The 16,350-nt window shown below is 71.4% G+C and carries 16 protein-coding genes; 4 read left to right on the top strand and 12 right to left on the bottom strand.

The genetic code is table 11. The annotated features are described in order from the left end of the window. Window positions 1–4 precede the first annotated feature (4 nt). Window positions 5–1,240 carry a beta-ketoacyl-[acyl-carrier-protein] synthase family protein gene (locus HEP73_RS13120; RefSeq protein WP_185820325.1) on the bottom strand — a complete coding sequence of 412 codons (1,236 nt, stop codon included), beginning with the start codon at window positions 1,238–1,240 and terminating at the stop codon, window positions 5–7. Between the two features lie 6 nt (window positions 1,241–1,246). Then, window positions 1,247–1,528 (bottom strand): acyl carrier protein, encoded by a 282-nt coding sequence (locus tag HEP73_RS13115; RefSeq protein ID WP_185820324.1) that lies wholly within the window; start codon window positions 1,526–1,528, stop codon window positions 1,247–1,249. 113 nt (window positions 1,529–1,641) lie between these two features. Here HEP73_RS13115 and HEP73_RS13110 point away from each other — a divergent pair, with 113 nt between their 5' ends. From HEP73_RS13110 to HEP73_RS13100, 3 genes are all read left to right on the top strand, one after another. Further along, the gene (locus tag HEP73_RS13110) at window positions 1,642–2,712 is read left to right on the top strand and encodes a GNAT family N-acetyltransferase (protein ID WP_185820323.1); all 1,071 of its coding nucleotides are present in this window, start codon (window positions 1,642–1,644) and stop codon (window positions 2,710–2,712) included. 1 nt (window position 2,713) lies between these two features. Then, a complete protein-coding gene (locus HEP73_RS13105; protein WP_185820322.1) occupies window positions 2,714–3,595 on the top strand; it encodes an arginase family protein in 882 nt (293 codons plus the stop codon). Window positions 3,596–3,723: 128 nt separating this feature from the next. Continuing rightward, on the top strand, window positions 3,724–5,517 hold the full coding sequence (locus HEP73_RS13100; RefSeq protein WP_185820321.1) for a methyl-accepting chemotaxis protein: 1,794 nt from the start codon (window positions 3,724–3,726) through the stop codon (window positions 5,515–5,517). Between the two features lie 94 nt (window positions 5,518–5,611). Here the strand turns inward: HEP73_RS13100 and HEP73_RS13095 are convergent, their stop codons facing one another. From HEP73_RS13095 to HEP73_RS13050, 10 genes are all read right to left on the bottom strand, one after another. Further along, entirely contained in the window at window positions 5,612–6,817 is a 1,206-nt protein-coding gene (locus tag HEP73_RS13095) for a DegT/DnrJ/EryC1/StrS family aminotransferase (RefSeq protein WP_185820320.1), read from the bottom strand. Continuing rightward, window positions 6,807–7,205 carry a DMT family transporter gene (locus HEP73_RS13090; RefSeq protein WP_185820319.1) on the bottom strand — a complete coding sequence of 133 codons (399 nt, stop codon included), beginning with the start codon at window positions 7,203–7,205 and terminating at the stop codon, window positions 6,807–6,809. Before HEP73_RS13090 ends, HEP73_RS13095 begins: the two co-directional genes overlap by 11 nt. Continuing rightward, window positions 7,202–7,564, bottom strand: a complete 363-nt coding sequence (locus HEP73_RS13085) for an EamA family transporter (RefSeq protein ID WP_185813109.1) — start codon at window positions 7,562–7,564, stop codon at window positions 7,202–7,204. The genes HEP73_RS13090 and HEP73_RS13085 overlap by 4 nt, the downstream gene beginning before the upstream one ends. Then, window positions 7,564–8,388 carry an alpha/beta hydrolase gene (locus HEP73_RS13080; protein WP_185813108.1) on the bottom strand — a complete coding sequence of 275 codons (825 nt, stop codon included), beginning with the start codon at window positions 8,386–8,388 and terminating at the stop codon, window positions 7,564–7,566. Before HEP73_RS13080 ends, HEP73_RS13085 begins: the two co-directional genes overlap by 1 nt. Window positions 8,389–8,455: 67 nt before the next feature. Beyond that, window positions 8,456–9,361 (bottom strand): HlyD family efflux transporter periplasmic adaptor subunit, encoded by a 906-nt coding sequence (locus HEP73_RS13075; protein ID WP_185820318.1) that lies wholly within the window; start codon window positions 9,359–9,361, stop codon window positions 8,456–8,458. Further along, window positions 9,358–10,125, bottom strand: coding sequence for an ABC transporter ATP-binding protein (locus HEP73_RS13070; protein WP_185820317.1), 768 nt, complete (start codon window positions 10,123–10,125; stop codon window positions 9,358–9,360). The genes HEP73_RS13075 and HEP73_RS13070 overlap by 4 nt, the downstream gene beginning before the upstream one ends. Beyond that, window positions 10,122–11,255, bottom strand: a complete 1,134-nt coding sequence (locus tag HEP73_RS13065; RefSeq protein WP_185820316.1) for an ABC transporter permease — start codon at window positions 11,253–11,255, stop codon at window positions 10,122–10,124. The genes HEP73_RS13070 and HEP73_RS13065 overlap by 4 nt, the downstream gene beginning before the upstream one ends. Next, window positions 11,255–12,691: a TolC family protein gene (locus HEP73_RS13060; protein WP_185820315.1), complete on the bottom strand. Its 1,437-nt coding sequence runs from the start codon at window positions 12,689–12,691 to the stop codon at window positions 11,255–11,257. Before HEP73_RS13060 ends, HEP73_RS13065 begins: the two co-directional genes overlap by 1 nt. Further along, window positions 12,688–14,118, bottom strand: a complete 1,431-nt coding sequence (locus HEP73_RS13055; protein WP_255423488.1) for a sensor histidine kinase — start codon at window positions 14,116–14,118, stop codon at window positions 12,688–12,690. Before HEP73_RS13055 ends, HEP73_RS13060 begins: the two co-directional genes overlap by 4 nt. Continuing rightward, on the bottom strand, window positions 14,115–14,822 hold the full coding sequence (locus HEP73_RS13050; RefSeq protein WP_185820314.1) for a response regulator: 708 nt from the start codon (window positions 14,820–14,822) through the stop codon (window positions 14,115–14,117). Before HEP73_RS13050 ends, HEP73_RS13055 begins: the two co-directional genes overlap by 4 nt. Before the next feature lie 271 nt (window positions 14,823–15,093). On the opposite strand from HEP73_RS13050, the gene HEP73_RS13045 reads away from it, so the two are divergent. Beyond that, window positions 15,094–15,762 carry a cupin domain-containing protein gene (locus HEP73_RS13045; protein ID WP_185820313.1) on the top strand — a complete coding sequence of 223 codons (669 nt, stop codon included), beginning with the start codon at window positions 15,094–15,096 and terminating at the stop codon, window positions 15,760–15,762. The last annotated feature ends 588 nt before the right edge of the window (window positions 15,763–16,350 follow it).

Here is a 16,350-nt window from a genome sequence, read left to right as displayed (position 1 = left end):
GGCCTCAGCGCGCCTCGCGCACTGCGAGCACCGCGTTGAGGCCGCCGAAGGCGAAGGAATTGCTGAGCACCGCGCGCACCCGTTGCGCGCGGGCCTGGTTGGGGACGTAGTCCAGATCGCAATCCGGATCAGGATCCAGGAAGTTGGCGGTCGGCGGCACCCGCTGCTCGCGCAGCGCACCGATCGCCGCGACCAGCTCCAGCGCGCCGGCAGCGCCCAGCGCATGGCCGTGCACCGCCTTGGTCGAACTCACCGCCAGCGCATCGGCGTGACTGCCGAACACCTCACGGATCGCCTGTGTCTCGCAGCGGTCGTTGGCCAGGGTGCCGGTGCCGTGGGCGTTGATGTAGTCGATCTGCTGCGGTTCCAGTCCCGCTTCCTGCAGGGCCAGGCGCATCGCCGCGGCGGCGCCGTCGGTGCTGGGCGCGACGATGTCGTGGGCATCGGCGCCCATGCCGAAGCCGGCCAGTTCGGCCAGCGGGACCGCGCCGCGCGCGGCCGCATGCGCGGCGCTTTCCAGCACGAAGATGCCGGCGCCTTCGCCCAGCACCAGGCCGCTGCGCTGCGCGCAGAACGGCCGGCAGGTGTCGTCGCTGACCACCCGCATCGCTTCCCAGGCGCGGATCAGCGGCAGGCTCAGGCAGGCTTCGCTGCCGCCGGCGATGGCCACGTCGGCCAGGCCGTGGCGGATCAGCAGCGCCGCCTGCGCCAGCGCGTGGTTGGCCGAGGCGCAGGCGCTGGACACGGCGAAGGCCGGGCCGCGCAGGCCGAAGGCGATGCTGATCTGGCTGACCGGGGCGTTGTTCATGCTGCGCACGATGGTCAGCGGATGCAGGCGCTCGGCTTGCTCGCGGTACAGCCGCCGCGATTGTTCGTCGCGGCTCACTTCGGCGCCGACGCCGGTGCCGATCACCACCGCGCCGCGTGCCGCGCCGGCGCCGTCCAATGCCAGGCCGGACTGGGCCACGGCCTCGCAGGCCGCGACCAGCGCCATCTGCGTCATGCGATCCAGTTGGCCCGGCGCGATGCCGCCCAGCTGCGCCGCCTGCGGCGCGAACCCGGGCACGCTGGCGGCCAGGCGCATCTTCAGCGTGGCCTGCGGATCGGGCGTGGCCAGCGCGGCGATGCCGCTACGGCCCTCGCACATGCCGCGCCACAGGGCATCGGCACCCAGGCCGAGCGCGCTGACCGCGCCCATCCCGGTGACGACGACGCGGTGTCCCTGCGCCGAGCGGTCCATGCCCGCTCAGTGCGCCGGTGCCGGTGCCAGCGCCGCGGCCGCGGCCTTGGCGGCCAGCGCCTGCTGCACCGCTTCGGCCAGCTTGCCCAGCGAGCCGTCGTCCAGGTTCGGATCGCGCTGCGGGAAGGTGATGTCGAAGTGCTCCTCGATGTCGAACAGGATTTCGATCGCCTCGAGCGAATCCACGCCCAGGTCCTGCAGTTTGGTGTCCGCGGTCAGGCCGGCGGGATCGATCTCGCCATGCTTGGCGACGATGCTGTGGATCTGTGTCTCGATAGACGGGGTCATGGCAGTCCTCCGCGAAATGAATGGCCACCGCGCGGCGCGTGCCGCCGGTGGAAGGCATGCCGCGGCCCACGGCTGCGGCGTCCATCCTCCACGCTAGCCGGTCAATCTTGCAGATGCCTTTCGTAAGCCAACTCGAACCGCAGGCCCTGCAGCGGCAGTTCCTCGCGCATCCTCCGCAGGATTTCCAGGCGCGGACCCTGGAGCACGGCGTGCCTGCGTTCGACGCCGTGTTCGATCTGCTCACCACCGCCGACCCGGCACTGCGCGCGCGCGTGGCCGGCTGGCCGCTGCAGCGGCTGTGGCGGCGCTGGCTGCGGCCGCGCACCAGCTTCGTCGGCAGTACCGTCAGCGAATACGCCTGGCTGCCGCGTGCGGCCGACCCGGCGCAGTTGCCCGGCCAGTGGCGGGCGCAACTGGGGCGCGAGCGCCCGCTGCTGATCGTCAAGGACATTCCGCAGCACTCGCCGCTGCTCGATGCCACCGACAACGCCTGGGCGCACGTGTTCCTGGAGGCCTGCGCGCGCAGCGGCTACGTGCTGCTGCGCGGGCAGGCGCTGGCCTGGGTGCCGATCGATTTCGCCTCCACCGACGAATACCTGGCGCGGCTGTCGCGCGGCCGCCGCCGCAACATCCGCCGCAAGCTACGCTCGCGTGCCGACCTGCAGATCGAGGTGCTGCCGACCGGCGCCGCCTTCGCCGATCCGGCGCTGCGCGCGCAGTGCTATGCGCTGTACCTGCAGGTCTACGCGCAGAGCGAGGTGCACTTCGATCTGCTGACCGAAGCGTTCTTCGATGCGCTGCTGACCGATGCGGACTCCGACGGGCTGGTGTTCGCCTATCGTCATCAGGGCCGGCTGATCGGCTGGAACCTGTGCTACGTGCACCAGGGACGTTTGGTCGACAAGTACATCGGCCTGCACTATCCGCAGGCGCGCGAGCACAACCTGTACGCGCTGAGCTGGATGCACAACCTGGACTACGCCTGCCGCCATGGCCTGCGCGCCTATGTCGCCGGCTGGACAGATCCGCAAGTGAAGGCGCAACTCGGCGCCAGCTTCACCTACACCTGGCATGCGGTATACCTGCGCAATCCGCTGCTGCGCATCGCGCTGCGGCGGTTGCGGCCGCTGTTCGAAGCCGACGACGTCGGCACCGCCGACACCGATGCCGACCTGGCGGAATGAGATGAGCGCACCGGTACTGCTGGACCTGGACGACTCGCTCGGCACGCTGCCGGGCGCGTTGCGCCTGCCGCTGCAGCAATGGCGCGACGGGCTGCGCTTCGCCTGTTCGTTGCGCAGGCTACGGCGTTTCGGCGCCGCGCTCGACGGCATGCTGCCGGCGCGGCACGGCACCGTGCTGCTCGGCAGCGGCGATTTCCATCACCTGAGCCTGCCGCTGATCGTGCGCCAGGCGCAGCGCGCACAGGCGCCGCTGCGGGTGGTGGTGTTCGACAACCACCCGGACAACATGCGCTTCCCGTTCGCGGTGCATTGCGGCTCGTGGGTATGGCGGGTGGCGGCGCTGCCGCAGGTGGCGCGGGTGGAAGTGGTCGGCATCACCTCGGCCGATGTCGGCGCCGCGCATGCCTGGGAAAACCACCTGCGGCCGTTGTACCGCGGCAAGCTGCGCTACTGGTGCAGCGGCGTGGACGTGGGCTGGGCGCGGCGCCTCGGCCTGGGCCGGGCAGTGCGCGGCTTCGGTTCGAGCATGGAGATGATCGACGCCTTCCTGCAACACCTGCGCAGCACGCCGATGCCGACCTACCTGTCGCTGGACAAGGACGTGCTGGATCCGCAGGACGCGCGCACCAACTGGGACCAGGGCGAACTGCGGGTGCCGCACCTGCTCACCGCCATCGCCTACCTGCACGGGCAACTGCTCGGCAGCGACATCACCGGCGAGGTGTCGGAAGCGCGCTATCCGCAGTGGTGGAAGCGGCGCCTGGCGGCGCTGGATGCGCAGCCGCTGCCGTCGCCGCAATCGCTTGGCGCCTGGCAGGCGCAGCAGCATGAGGTGAATCTGCGGCTGCTGGAGGCGCTGGCGGAGGCGGGGTTGCCGCGGTAACGCGGTGCGGGCAGTGGACGAAATGCCGTGGGAACAATGGTAGCGACCCCGGACGGAACGCATCTTTTGCTCAATAAATTTCTGTTGGTGCCGCTAGCAACGGACATCATAAGAAAGCAGAGGCAAGCATGTGGTTCACGGGTAGCCAGCAAGCAGCGGCACTGGGCAAGGCATTGGACGCGACGCTGCAGGGCAGGGCGGCGCAGTGGCCGGGCTCGGCGCCAGCGCAATTGACCAAGCAACTCGCTGAACGCTTTTGCGAACTGCAGATGGAACGGGACCAGGCCATGCTGCAAGCCGAGCAGGCGTCTGCCGCGCTGCGGCATCTGCAAGGCCGCTTCGAACTGGTGGCCAACGGCACGACGGACGGACTGTGGGACATCGGCGTCATCGCCGGAGACCCGAGCCACCCCGACAGCCCCGTGTGGTGGTCGCCGCAGATGCGCCGGCTGCTGGGCTTTTCTTCCGAGCAGGAGTTCCCCAACGTGCTGGACAGTTGGGTCTCACGCTTGCATCCGGAAGACAAGCAGCGAACGCTGGACGCGTTCGCGGCGCATCTTGCCGATCGCAGCGGCCGGACGCCGTACGACGTGGAGAATCGGCTGCGGCTTAAGTCGGGCGAGTACCGCTGGTTCCGGGCGTTCGGCACCACCGAGCGCGACGCCAGCGGGATGCCGCTTCGTGTTGCCGGTTCGATCGCCGACATCACCGAGCGGCGCGAACGCGAACAGTTCCTCGACATCACCCTGACGCGCTTCGAGCTTGGCTCGCAAATGCTCAGCGATGGCTTGTGGGACATGAGCGTGATCGCCGGCGACCCGATCAACCCCAGCAACGAGTTCTGGTGGTCGCAGCAGTTCCGTCATCAGCTCGGGTTCGAGTCGGAGCAGGAGTTTCCCAATGTGCTGGACAGCTGGGCATCGCGGCTTCATCCGCAAGACAAGCAGCGCGCCTTGAATGCGTTCGCTGCGCACCTGAACGACCGCAGCGGCCGCACCAAATTCGACATCGAGTACCGCCTGCAGCTCAAGAACGGCCAGTACCGGTGGTTCAGGGCGCGCGGCCTGACCAAGCGCGCGGCGGATGGCACCCCGTTGCGCGCGGTCGGTGCGTTGATGGACATCGAAGCCGGACGCCAGCTCGGCGAGGTGGCGAATACGCTCAGCAATGCCGCCGGCGACATCGTGCGCAGCAACGACGACTTAGCGCGGCGCAGCGAGCAACAGGCGGCGGCGCTCGAGGAGACCGCCAGTTCCATGGAAGAAATCACCAGCATCGTGCGCACAAATGCCGACAGCGCGCGTCGCGCCAACGAACTGGCCAGCGGCGCTGCCGAGACCGCGCTTCGCGGCGGGCAGTTGGTCAATGGCGTAGTCGGCACGATGGCGGAAATCCAGGCTTCCTCGCAAAAGATCGGGGAAATCATCTCTGTCATCGACGGCATCGCCTTCCAAACCAACATCCTGGCGCTGAATGCGGCGGTGGAAGCGGCGCGCGCCGGCGAGCAGGGGCGCGGCTTCGCGGTCGTCGCTACCGAGGTGCGCAGTCTCGCGCAGCGCTGCACCAGCGCCGCCAAGGAGATCCGCGGTCTGATCGCCGACTCGGGCGCGAAGGTCGGGCAGGGGGCGCAGCAGGTGGGCGTTGCCGGCAAGGCGATGGACGAGTTGATGGCTTCGGTGAACCAGGTCAATGCCATCGTCGGCGATATCGCGGCGGCCAGTCGCGAGCAAAGCGCGGGTATCGAGCAGATCAACCAGAGCATCGTGCAGATGGACACGGCCACCCAGCAGAACGCCGCGCTCGTGGACACGATGGCGTCTGCTGCACGCGCGTTGGAAGATCAGGCGACGGCCCTGGTCGACAGCGTGGCGAACAATGCTCGGGGCACCGCTGGCAAGGCCGCGCTCGCCTTGGTCGTCTGACATCTGACCAGTCGAGGAGAAATCGCTGCGGCGTCCTGCGCCGCAGCGGCGTGATCGATGCAAGGAAAGCACGGCCGGCACCGCTGCCGCCGGATCAGCCCGTGCTTTCCGCGCACAACTGCTGCAACAGCGCGACGATCGCCTCGAATCCATCCTCATCCAGCCACGGGCTGTTGCTGATGCTCAGGCAGCGCGCGGCGAAGTCGCGCGCGTGCGGCATCGGTGCGGGATCGACGATGCCGTGCAGGTAGGCGTAATCGGGCAGGGCGTGCACGAATAGCAGGCCGACGCCGAGGCCGCGCGGCCACAGCTGCGCCAGTGCGCGTTCGCGCGCGGCCGCGTCCGGCAGCAGCACCAGCAGGGCCGGCCAGCTGCCCTGCGCACCGGCGCTGTCGGCCACGACCCGCAGCCCGGCGATCGCGGCCAGGCGTGCGCTGCGGCGCCGGCCCTGTGCGCGCGCCTGCGCCAGGAACGCCGGCCAGCGTGCGCTGGCGCGCACGCCGACCGCTTCGCGCCAGGCGCCGACCGCGTGTTGCGGGATCGCCGCATCGAACTGGTCGCCGGCCGCGGCCACGCGGTCGCCACGGCGCAAGGCGCGGCGCAGCGGCGCGCCGTAGGCCCAGCGCAAGGTGTGCGGCCGGTACAGCGCGGCGTAGCCGAGCAACTGCAGGCTGCGCTGCAGTTCGCGGCGCCAGTCGGGCTGGCCCAGGCGCGCCGCCATCGCGGCTAGGCCGTGCCGCAACGGCGCGTGCGGCGACATCAGCAGGCCGCCTTCGTACAGGGTCGGGCCCTTGCCCACCGCCAGGCTGCAAAAGCCGATGTCGCCGCCCAGGCCGGCCGGACGGCCGTCGGCATGCACGCCGCCCAGGGCCTGCGCGGCGTCTTCGATCAGCATCGCGCCGCAGGCCGCGGCGGCATGGCGCAGCGGCTCCAGATCGGTCAGGCGTCCGCCCAGATGGGTGGCGACGATCGCCAGGGTGTCGCTGCCGCAGCGCTGCGCCAGCTGCGCAGGGTCGGGTTCGATCGAGTCGGGCAGCAGATCGCACAGCACCAGTTGCAGGCCGCAATGGGCCACCGCCAGCGCCACCAGCGGGCAGGTGTAGGCGGCCACCAGTACCTGCCGGCGGCGGCTGCCGGCGGCCAGGGTGCGCAGCGCGATGACCAGCGCGGCGGTGCCAGAACAGGTCAGCAGCGCATCGGGCAAGCCGAGCTGCGCGGCCAGCCGCTGCGGCGTGCGCGCCGGCCACAGGTCGCGCCAGCGCAGCGGCAGGCCGGCGGTGGGCGGAACCTCAGTGCGCATCGGCCGGCGCGGCGCGCTCGCCGAGCGCGAGGCAGACGATGCCGGCCACGATCAGCGCCGCACCGAGCGCCTGCAGCACGCCGATCGGTTCGCCGAACCACCATGCCGACAGCAGCAGCACGCTGACGATCTCCAGGTGCGAGGCGGCGAAGGCAGGGCCGATCGGCGCGTGCTCGAGCAGTTTCATCCAGGTGAAGAATGCGCCGACATAGCCCAGCAGCGCGGCGTACAGCCAGGGGCTTGCGAGCAGGCGCAGCACCCAGGCCCACTCGGCTTGTGGCGGGAACGCGTGCGCGCCGCCGAGCTTGAAACCGAACTGGGCCAGGGTATCGAAGCCCAGCAGCAGGGCGAAGCCCACGGCGTAGCGTTGCAGCGGCGGGCGGCTCATGTGCCGAGTCCGACCACGGCCACGCCGGCGCTGACCAGGCAGATCCCGGCCACCTGCATGCGTCCCAGCCGCTCGCCGAACAGCCAGCGCCCGGCGAGCATGATCGCCACGATGTTGATCGAGCCCAGCAGCACGCCGCGGCCCAGCGGCACCAGCGACAGGAACGCAGTCCAGGCCAGGAATTCGAACGCGTAGCAGGCGATGCCCAGCCACAACCATGGCTGCCGCGCCATGCGCCGCCAGCGCGCCGCGCCGCTCGCCAGCGGGTCGCTGGCGACATGCTTGAAGGCCAACTGGCCGACCGTATCCAGCGCCACCGTCGCCAGCCACACGCCGACCACGGGCGCCTGCAGCGCCATCAGGCGGCCTGGCGCGGCGCAGCCTGCGCGGCGAAGAACTGCGCCAGGCGCGCGCCGAGCACGCGGCGTTCGCGATCCAGGGTGATCATGTGATAGCTGTCGTGCAGCAGCAGCAATTCCACCGGTCCGGACACGCCGGCCACCACCAACTGCGCGTTGCGCAGATGCGCGATGTCGTCCTCGGCCGCATGCGCGACCAGGCACGGCGCGGTCACCTTGGCCAGGTTGCGGCGCACCCGTCGCGACAGCAGGTGCATCTCGGCCAGCGCGTGCCAGGGATTGCCGGGCAGGCCGGCGGCGCTGCTGTCGCCGCCGAGCATCGCGCCGCTGATCTGCGCGCGGATGCGCTCGTCGCGCAGGCCGTACGGCGGTTCTTCCAGGAACATGCGGCGGCGGCCGATGCCCAGGCGCTTGAACCACGGCAGCAGGAACGCCAGCCGCGCACGGCGCGGGATGTTCCAGCCGTCATAGCGGAAGGTGGCGCCAAGCACGCCGACGCCATCGACCCATTCCGGCCGTTCTTCGGCCAGTTGCAGCGCCAGCAGCGCGCCCATCGACAGCCCGGCCACGAACAGTTTGTCCACCTGCGGGCGCATCTGCGCCGCGGCCTGTTCGACGCTGGCGGTCCAGTCGCGCCAGCCGGTGGCGAGCAGGTCGTCCTCGTTGCCGCAATGCCCGGCCAGCTGCACGCCGTGCACGCTGAAGCCCTCGCGGTTCAGCGATTTGCCGAGCAGGCGCATCTCGCTCGGCGTGCCGGTCAGGCCGTGAATCAGCAGCACGCCGTGGCGGCCGCCCTGGAAGTGGAATTCGGCGGATTGGATCATGGCGGCACGGGGTTGGCTGCGAAGGAACGCGCGCAGCGTGGCGGATGGGCGTTTCAGCAGCCTTTCGTCAGCGTTGCGCCAAGGAAGGGTTGCGGAAGCGCACCAGCACGCGCTGGCCCAGGCGCAGCGTCGACGGCTGCCGGAACGCCAGCACGCAGGCCACGCTGCGGTCGTTGCCGGCGCTGGCGCCATCGGCGTCGTCGTGCAGTTGCGCCGGGCCGAACGCCGGCGCCAGCCAGCGCACCACCGCGCTGCCCAGCGCGGTCTGGCGGCCGTCGTCGCTGATCACCTCGGCCTGCATGCCGGGGCGCACCGCGGCGGCGTAGCTTTCGTTCAATTCGGCGCGGACCAGGCGCGGCGCGTCCGGCAGCAGGGTCAGCAGCGGCGTGGCGCCGCCGTCGCTGCGCGCGCCGACCGCGGCGGCCAGTTGCAGCACGCGGCCGTCGGCGGGCGCGTACAGGCGGTACTGGTCGCGCTGCAGTTGCGCCTGGTGTACCTGCTCGGTGGCCAGCGCGGCGTCGCTGCGCGCGGCCTGCAGCGCGTCGGCCAGGGTCTGGCTGGCGTCGCCGGCATCGTCGGCGCTCTGGCCGTCGCCGGCGCCGATCCGCGCCGCCTCGGCCAGCCGTTGCTGGCGCTGCTGCGCGTGCGCCAGCCGCTGCTGCAGCTGGCGCACGTGCGCGCTCGCGGCCTGCGCGCGGGTCTGCGCGATGTCCAGGTCCAGCGCCGCGGCGCTGTCGTCGGCTGCGATCAATAGCGCGCCGCGGCGTACCGCGTCGCCTTCGTGCACCGCCACCTGCTGCAGCGTCGCGGCGACCGGCAGGCTCAGCCGCAGCAGCCCGCCTTCCACGTCGATGCGCCCGCGCGCCACCGCCAGGTAGGCCGGCGCCGCGTTGGCCGTGGGCGCCGCCTGCGGCGCTGGCGCGCAGGCGGCCAGCAGCAGGCCCAGCAGGGGAGCGGCGAGGAGCGCTTTCATGGTGCGGACATCCGGGGCGAAGTGGGGGACGAGGGTGCAGGCGCCAGGCGGCGGTCGTCGAGGATGCGGCCGTCCTCCATCGACAGCACGCGGTCGGCGTGGCGGATCAGCCGCGGATCGTGGCTGACGCACAGCACCATGGTGTTGTGGCTGCGGGCGATGCGGTGCAGCAGGTCGATCACGATCTGGCCGTTGCCAGCGTCCAGCGCGCTGGTCGGCTCGTCGGCAAACAGCAGCGCCGGGTGCTTGGCCAGCGCGCGCGCGATCGCCACGCGTTGTTTCTCGCCGCCGGACAGCTCTGCCGGGCGCAGCTGCTGGCGGTGCGCGATGCCGACCTCGGCCAGCGCCGCTTCGGCGCGCGCGCGCACCTCGGCCGCGGCCAGGCCCATGTACTGCAGCGGCAGCCGCACCTGGTCCAGCGCGCTCAGCGCCGGGAACAGGTTGAAGCCCTGGAAGATGAAGCCGGTATGGCGCAGGCGGAAACGTTCCAGCGCGCTCGCGTCGAGCGCGCCCAAGTCTTCGCCCAAGGCCTGCACCCGGCCGCTGTCGGCGCGCTGCAGGCCGCTGAGGATCGACAGCAGGGTGCTCTTGCCGCAGCCCGACGGTCCGGAGATCAGGGTCAGTTCGCCGGGCCACACCTGCAGCGTCACCTCGCGCAGCACGTCGGTGCGCAGCTTGCCGGAGACGAAGCTCTTGCACAGGCCGCTGCCGTGCAGCGTGGCGGCGTCGGGCAACAGCGCGGCGGGAGCGGCGGCCCGGTTCATCGCAGCAACAGCGCCGGGTCGGCGCGGCGCAAGCCGCGCAGCGCGGCCAGGGCCGAGAGCAGGGTCAGCAGCATCACCGCGACCACGCACGCGGCCCAGCCGTTGCCGTCGAAGGCCACCGGCACGTCGTGCGCGCGCGCCAGCGCCACCAGCGCGGCGCCGAGCGCGCTGGCGCCGAGCAGGCCCAGCGCGCCGACCCAGGCCGCCTGTTCCAGCACCACCCAGCGCAGCGCGCGCATGCTCACGCCCAGCGCGTTGAGCGTGGCGTACTCGCGTGCGGCGCCGAGCACCGTGGCCAGTAGGGTCTGACTGGTGATCGCCACGCCGACCAGCAGCACGATGCCGCCGAGGAACAGCACGCCGGAGCCGGCGCCGGTGTCGAACATCCAGAACAGGATGCTGCGGCGGGCGAACTCCGCTGCACTCCAGGCCTCGATGCGTGCCGGCGCGGCGCTGCCGGCGAGGCCGCGCGCCACCGCCGCGGCATCGCTGCCGGGCCGCAGCCGCGCGACCATGTAGGTCGGCCAGTCCGGGTGCACGGCATCGGTGTTCAAGGCGCGCGCGGTTTCCAGCGAGGCCAGCACGTTGACCCCGCCCAGCGCGCGCAGGCCGCGGCCAACGCCGATCACCCGCACCCGGTGGCCGTTGATGCGCGCGCTGCGGCCGATACCGACGCCGAGCTTGTCCAGTTCGGCACGGTCCACCACCACCGTGTCCGGTTCGCGCAACGCCGCGCGCAGGGCGGGACTCAACAGCCGCGCGAACATCAGCCCGTCGCTGCGGGTGTCGATGCCGGAGACGTAGATCGACACCGCGCCGGTGTCGTCGGGGCCGCGCCAGTCGCCGTCGAACCACACGAACGGTTCGACCTGCAGCACCCGCGGGTCCAGGTACAGCGCGGTGGCGGCATCGGGATCGATCGGGCGGCCCTGGTCCACGCTCTGCGTGCCCGGATAGCCCAGCCACAGATCGGCGTCGGAGCCGGACACGTAGACGCTGGCGCTGCCGAAGATGCCCAGCACCAGTGCGGTCTGCAGCAGCAGCAACAGGCTGGCGAAGCCGACCGAGACCACCACCGGCAGGAAGCGGCGCCATTCGTGGCGCAGGGTCTGGCGGGCCAGCGCGACCATCAGGGCGCCGCGCCTGCCGCACCGGCCTCGGTGGCGGCGGCCTGCGTGTCCGCGCTGCCCAGCGCGGTCTGCAGCGCGATGTAGTCGAGGTCGCGCTGGCGCTGCGCATCCAACAGTTCAAGCGCGGCCTGGTCGCGCGCGGCCTGTTGCGTGGCGATGTCCAGATCGCTGCCCAGGCCCAGCTTGCGCCGCGCCTGCGCCGCGTCTGCGGCCTGCTGCAATGCCTGCAGCGCCTGCTGCTGCACCAGCGCTCGCTGGCGCTGCTGTTCCAGTGCGGTCAGCGCGTTCTGCACTTCGGCCACCGCCTCCAGCACGCATTGGCGGTAGGCCAGCGCCGCCGCCTGCAGCAGGTCGCCGCGCGCCTGCGCCTGGGCCTGACGCAGGCCCCAGTCGAATAGCGGGATGTCGATCAGCGGCCCCAGCGAGGCGATCTCGTGAGGGGTGGCGGTGCGGCGGTGCGAGAGCAGGTTGGTGGACCAGTGGATGGCGCCGCCCAGGCCGATGCTGGGATAGCGGTCGGCGCGGGCGATGCCAAGCTCACCGGCCGCGTGCAGCACCTCGGCTTCGCGCGCGGCGATGTCCGGACGGCGTCGCAGCAGGTCGGCGGGCACCGCGTCGAGCGCGCCGATCTGCAGACCCGTTGGCACTGTCTCCGCCGCGGCCGGTGATGCAACGGCGGCACTCCACGCCGGGTCCGGAGCGCTGCGCGCCAGCAGCACCGCCAGCCGTTGCGCGGCGGCGGCGCTGGCGGTGCGCGGTTCGCCCAGTGCGGCTTGCGCCTGCAGTTGCGCTGCCTGTGCCTGCGCGGCGGCCGCCGGCGGCGCCAGGCGCAGGCCGACCAGCGCGGCGCTCAGCGTCGCCTGCCGCTGGCGGGCGTCGGCGATGCGTTGCAGCAACCGTTCGGCCTGTTGCGCGTGGCGCAGTTCGATCCAGTTGCGCGCCACGTCGGCGATGGTGGCGGTGCGGACCTGTTCCAGGCTGGCCTGTGCGGTCTGCAGGTCGCCGCGGCTCATGCGGCGGGCGGCTTCGCCGCGCCCGAACAGCGGCAGCTCCCATTCCGCGTCGAAGCCGGCGACCAGGAACGAGGCGCTGGCGTCGGGGTCGATCGGTTCCTCGGTGCGCGCGTGCAGTTGCGGCTTCAAATTAGCTGTGGCGACGCCGTCCATGCGCCGCGCCGCGCGCAGCCTGGCCAGGGCCTGGGCCACGTCGAGATCGTCGCGCAGCGCCTGCGCGACCAGCGCGTCGAGTTGCGGATCGTGGAAGTCCTGCCACCAGACGCTGCCGGCCGGCCGAGGTGTGGCCACGGCCGGCAGCGCTGTCCATTGCGGCGGCAGCGGTTGCGCCAGGTCGGGCAGCGGGGTGCTGACGCAGCCGGCCAACGCAGCGGCGCCCAGCGCTGCAAGGCCGGCCAGCCGGGATGCGTGGCGCCGGCTCATGCGTGCGGTGCCGCGCTGGCCGGCAGGTCCAGTTCCACGCGCAATCCGCCCAGCGCCGAGCGCTGGTAGCGCAGCGTGGCGTGGTGGCGTGCGGCGATGCTGGCGACGATCGCCAGGCCCAGGCCGGTGCCACCTTCGGGCGCATCCGGGGCACGGAAGAAGCGTTCGCCCAGGCGCGGCAGCAAGGCCTCGTCCACGCCCGGGCCGGCATCGTCGACCGCCAGCTGCAGCTGCCGCGACTGCCGGCGCAGGCTCACCGTGACCATGCTGCCGGCGGCATGCTTGAAGGCGTTGTCGAGCAGGTTGTCGAGCAGTTCGCGCAACGACCAGGCATCGGCGGCGACCCAGGCCGGTTCGCCATCGGTGTCGTCGTCGTCGTAACCCAGGTCGACCCCGGCCTGCAGCGCGTCGGGAATGCGCTCGGCCAGCGCCTGCGGCAGCCACGCGGCCAGGTCCAGCGGCAGCAGCGGGCGGATGCTCTCGCGCGGCGCCTGTGCGCGGGTCAGCGCCAGCAACTGGGTGGAGCTGCGGATCGCGCGGTCGGTCAGCTGGCGGATGTGCTGCAGCGCTTGCGCGGTGTCCTGCGGACGGGTACTGGCCTGGGCGCGCTGCACGTGCATGCTCAGCCCGGCCAGCGGCGTGCGCAGCTGGTGCGCGGCATCGGCGACGAAGCGCTCCTGCAAGGCCATCAGCTGCTTGAGCCGGCCGAGCAGGCCGTCGATGGCCTGGGTCAGCGGCAGCACCTCGATCGGGATGTCGGGGCCGGAGACCGGACTCAGGTCGCGCTGGCTGTCGTCGAGCCGGCGCACCGCCGGTTGCAGCAGGCGCAGGCCGACGCGCACGCCATGCCAGACCAGCGCCAGCAGCGAGCAGGTCAGCAGCAGTTCGATCGGCAGCATCAGCATCAGGATCTCGCGCGCGCGGCGGTGGCGGTCGTCCAGGGTCTCGGCCACCGAGATCGTCAGGCGGTCGTTGGCCTCCCAGGCCGATGGCACGATCAGGCTGGCCACGCGCACCGGGGTGCCGTCGGCCATGCGTTCGTCGCGCAGCGCCACCCGGCCGAGCGTGGCCGGCGCGGCGTGCGCCGGGATCGGCTGCACGCTGTTGCTGATCACGCCGTGGTCGCGGCTGCGCACTTCGAAGAACACCCGGCCGTCGCTGCTGTATTCGAGCAGGCGCCGCGCCTGCAGCGGCAGCGGCAGGCTGGCGCCGGCATCGTTGACCGCCTTGGCCAGGCCCAGCGTGTCCTCCTTCAGGTCCATGTCGTGGACGTGGTTGGAGTACTTGAGCATCAGCAGATAGAACAGCGCCGAGACCAGCAGCATCAGCAGCAGGGTCGGGATCAGCAGGAACGCCAGCAGGCGCCGGCGCAGGCTGGGATGGGCGGGCAGCGTGCCCGCCGTTCCGGCTGCCACGGCCGCGCTCACGACGCCTGCGGGTCGTGGGCGGCGTCGGCTTCTGCGGTGCGGGATTCTTCCAGCAGGTAGCCCAGGCCGCGGATGGTGCGGATGCCGACGCCGGAACCGTGCAGCTTGCGACGCAGGCGGTGCATGGAGATGTCCAGGCCGTTGTCGGTGATCTCGTGCTGCCAGTCGCACAGCGCGTCGGTGAGCTGGCCACGGCTGACCACGCGCCCGCTGCGCATCAGCAGCGTTTCCAGCAGCGCGAACTCGCGCGCGGTCAGTTCCAGCGGTTCGTCCTGCAGCCACACCCGGCGCCCGGCCAGGTTGATCCGCAACTGGCCCAGGGCAAGCTCGGGGATGCCGCCGCTGCTGCGCCGGCGCAGCAGGGCGCGGGTACGGGCCAGGAACTCGGAGAGTTCGAACGGCTTGATCAGGTAGTCGTCGGCGCCCTGGTCGAGGGCGCGGATGCGGTCTTCCACGCCGTCGCGCGCGGTCACCACCAGCACCGCCACCTCGTCGCGGCGCTCGCGCACGCGCTGCAGCACCTGCAGGCCGTCGCGCCGCGGCAGGCCCAGGTCCAGCACCAGCAGGTGGTAGGACTCGGCGCTGAGCGCGCGCTCGGCGGCGGCGCCGTCGTTGACGTGGTCCACCACGTGCCCGCACTCGGCGAGCGAGTCGCGCAACGCAACGGCAATGGACGTATCGTCTTCGGCAACCAGGATGCGCATGGCGCGAGATGCTTGCAACGCGGATGTTGGAAAACCGTCGTAATCGGCGGTGGCGAGGCCGCTACGATGGGATCCGTTTATGTAGCGGCGGTGACCGTTGCGCGGCAGCGCGATGCGGCCGGCGCCGCGAGGGGAGGACGAGAAGCGCCGCGGCGCCTGCCGGTGACCCGTTCGCGGCGGGGTCCAGCGTTGCGCAAGGCGCCGTTCCGCGCATTGAAACCGGGATCGGAAGCGCGCACGCTCGCGTCTGTTTGCGGCCAAGGGGCGGGCGATGCGCGGACTGGTGTTCTGGCTGTTTGCGGTTGCGCCGGTGGCCTTGCCTTCGGCGGCGTTCGCCCAGGCGACCGCGCGCCCATGCGGCGCGGCCGAGGAGGCGGGTCCGGCCTGTCTGCTGGCCAGGAAGACGCTGCCGTCGTTGCCTGCCGGACCGGTGTACTGGCACCTCGATCGCTTTGCGTCCAAGCCATCGGCCGACGCCGCCGCCAGCGCTTCCAGCGTCGTGGTGGAGGCGTTCGGATCGGTGTGGCTGTTCACGCTGGCACCGGCCGAATGGCGCGCCGAGGGCGGCGAGCACGTGTCCGCGGTCGGTCCGCTCGCGGTGGCGCCTGCGTCGACCTATGCGGCCGAATACCTCCGCTCGGTCTTCGCTCCGGGGACGATGGCACCGTTGCACGTCCATTCCGGCCCGGAGGCCTTCTTCGCGGTAAGCGGCGACACCTGCCTGGAAACGCCCGATGGCGTTCGGATCGGCCGTGGCCCGGGTAACAGCCTGACCATCGAGGCGGGGCCGCCGATGCTGCTGATGGCGATCGGCACGGTGCCTCGGCAAGGCTTTGCGCTGATTCTCCACGACGCCGAGCGGCCGCCGACGACCTTGACCCAGGCCTGGCAGCCGCAAGGAGGCTGCGCGCGGCAGCTTGCGGCGGATCGAGCGCACTGAGCGCCCATCCGCTATCGGCGCGTGTCGGGAAATTCTGACAGTACGCCGCGGTATCGGCCGATCGCATCGGCACGTGCCGCAAGGCATCCTGTGTCCGTCGGCAACGTCATCGCTCCCGCGCCAGGGATGCGCACTTGCACGGAATCGAACGGATCTCGATTCGCCGGCCACCGATTTCGTTCCCGCATGCGCCGACGGACTGGCGTATCTGCATGCGAGCGGAGTGACACGGACGAAACGCACGACGCCCCGGCATGCCGGGGCGTCGTGCGTTTGGGTGCATGTTGCTTTGCCGCGCTTCGCGGCACACCAGGCTGGTGTCACGGTCTGGACGTGGCCCGATGCAGTGATCGGCATCGCATGGCAGCTGGTGGGAACTGGCGATGCATCCGTCCCAGCGCCATCCTTCGCCTCGCGAGATCCGCTGGATCGCTGCTTCATTAGCCAGGCAGGATCTTCGCTATCGCGGTTGCTTCGATCCTGCCGCCGCCACCTGGCATCGTGACGATCCGCTACCCGAGTACTGTGGAAACGCCGCGTCCTGCAAACGCCGCCATCAGCGTCCGTCGAGGCGCGACGAATCCCGAA

It is taken from the genome of Xanthomonas sp. GW, from assembly GCF_014236815.1.
Lineage (GTDB): Bacteria > Pseudomonadota > Gammaproteobacteria > Xanthomonadales > Xanthomonadaceae > Xanthomonas_A.
Note: the sequence above shows the minus strand (reverse complement) of the source record. Positions and strands in the feature narration are given on the sequence as shown.

Bases quoted from the DNA above. Each gene is read 5' to 3' on its own strand.
- HEP73_RS13120 (WP_185820325.1), bottom strand. From the start codon at position 1,240: ATGGACCGCTCGGCGCAGGGACACCGCGTCGTCGTCACCGGGATGGGC.
- HEP73_RS13060 (WP_185820315.1), bottom strand. From the start codon at position 12,691: ATGAGCCGGCGCCACGCATCCCGGCTGGCCGGCCTTGCAGCGCTGGGC.
- HEP73_RS13100 (WP_185820321.1), top strand. From the start codon at position 3,724: ATGTGGTTCACGGGTAGCCAGCAAGCAGCGGCACTGGGCAAGGCATTG.
- HEP73_RS13075 (WP_185820318.1), bottom strand. From the start codon at position 9,361: ATGAAAGCGCTCCTCGCCGCTCCCCTGCTGGGCCTGCTGCTGGCCGCC.
- HEP73_RS13065 (WP_185820316.1), bottom strand. From the start codon at position 11,255: ATGGTCGCGCTGGCCCGCCAGACCCTGCGCCACGAATGGCGCCGCTTC.
- HEP73_RS13045 (WP_185820313.1), top strand. From the start codon at position 15,094: ATGCGCGGACTGGTGTTCTGGCTGTTTGCGGTTGCGCCGGTGGCCTTG.
- HEP73_RS13110 (WP_185820323.1), top strand. From the start codon at position 1,642: ATGCCTTTCGTAAGCCAACTCGAACCGCAGGCCCTGCAGCGGCAGTTC.
- HEP73_RS13095 (WP_185820320.1), bottom strand. From the start codon at position 6,817: ATGCGCACTGAGGTTCCGCCCACCGCCGGCCTGCCGCTGCGCTGGCGC.
- HEP73_RS13105 (WP_185820322.1), top strand. From the start codon at position 2,714: ATGAGCGCACCGGTACTGCTGGACCTGGACGACTCGCTCGGCACGCTG.
- HEP73_RS13080 (WP_185813108.1), bottom strand. From the start codon at position 8,388: ATGATCCAATCCGCCGAATTCCACTTCCAGGGCGGCCGCCACGGCGTG.
- HEP73_RS13070 (WP_185820317.1), bottom strand. From the start codon at position 10,125: ATGAACCGGGCCGCCGCTCCCGCCGCGCTGTTGCCCGACGCCGCCACG.
- HEP73_RS13090 (WP_185820319.1), bottom strand. From the start codon at position 7,205: ATGAGCCGCCCGCCGCTGCAACGCTACGCCGTGGGCTTCGCCCTGCTG.
- HEP73_RS13115 (WP_185820324.1), bottom strand. From the start codon at position 1,528: ATGACCCCGTCTATCGAGACACAGATCCACAGCATCGTCGCCAAGCAT.
- HEP73_RS13050 (WP_185820314.1), bottom strand. From the start codon at position 14,822: ATGCGCATCCTGGTTGCCGAAGACGATACGTCCATTGCCGTTGCGTTG.
- HEP73_RS13085 (WP_185813109.1), bottom strand. From the start codon at position 7,564: ATGGCGCTGCAGGCGCCCGTGGTCGGCGTGTGGCTGGCGACGGTGGCG.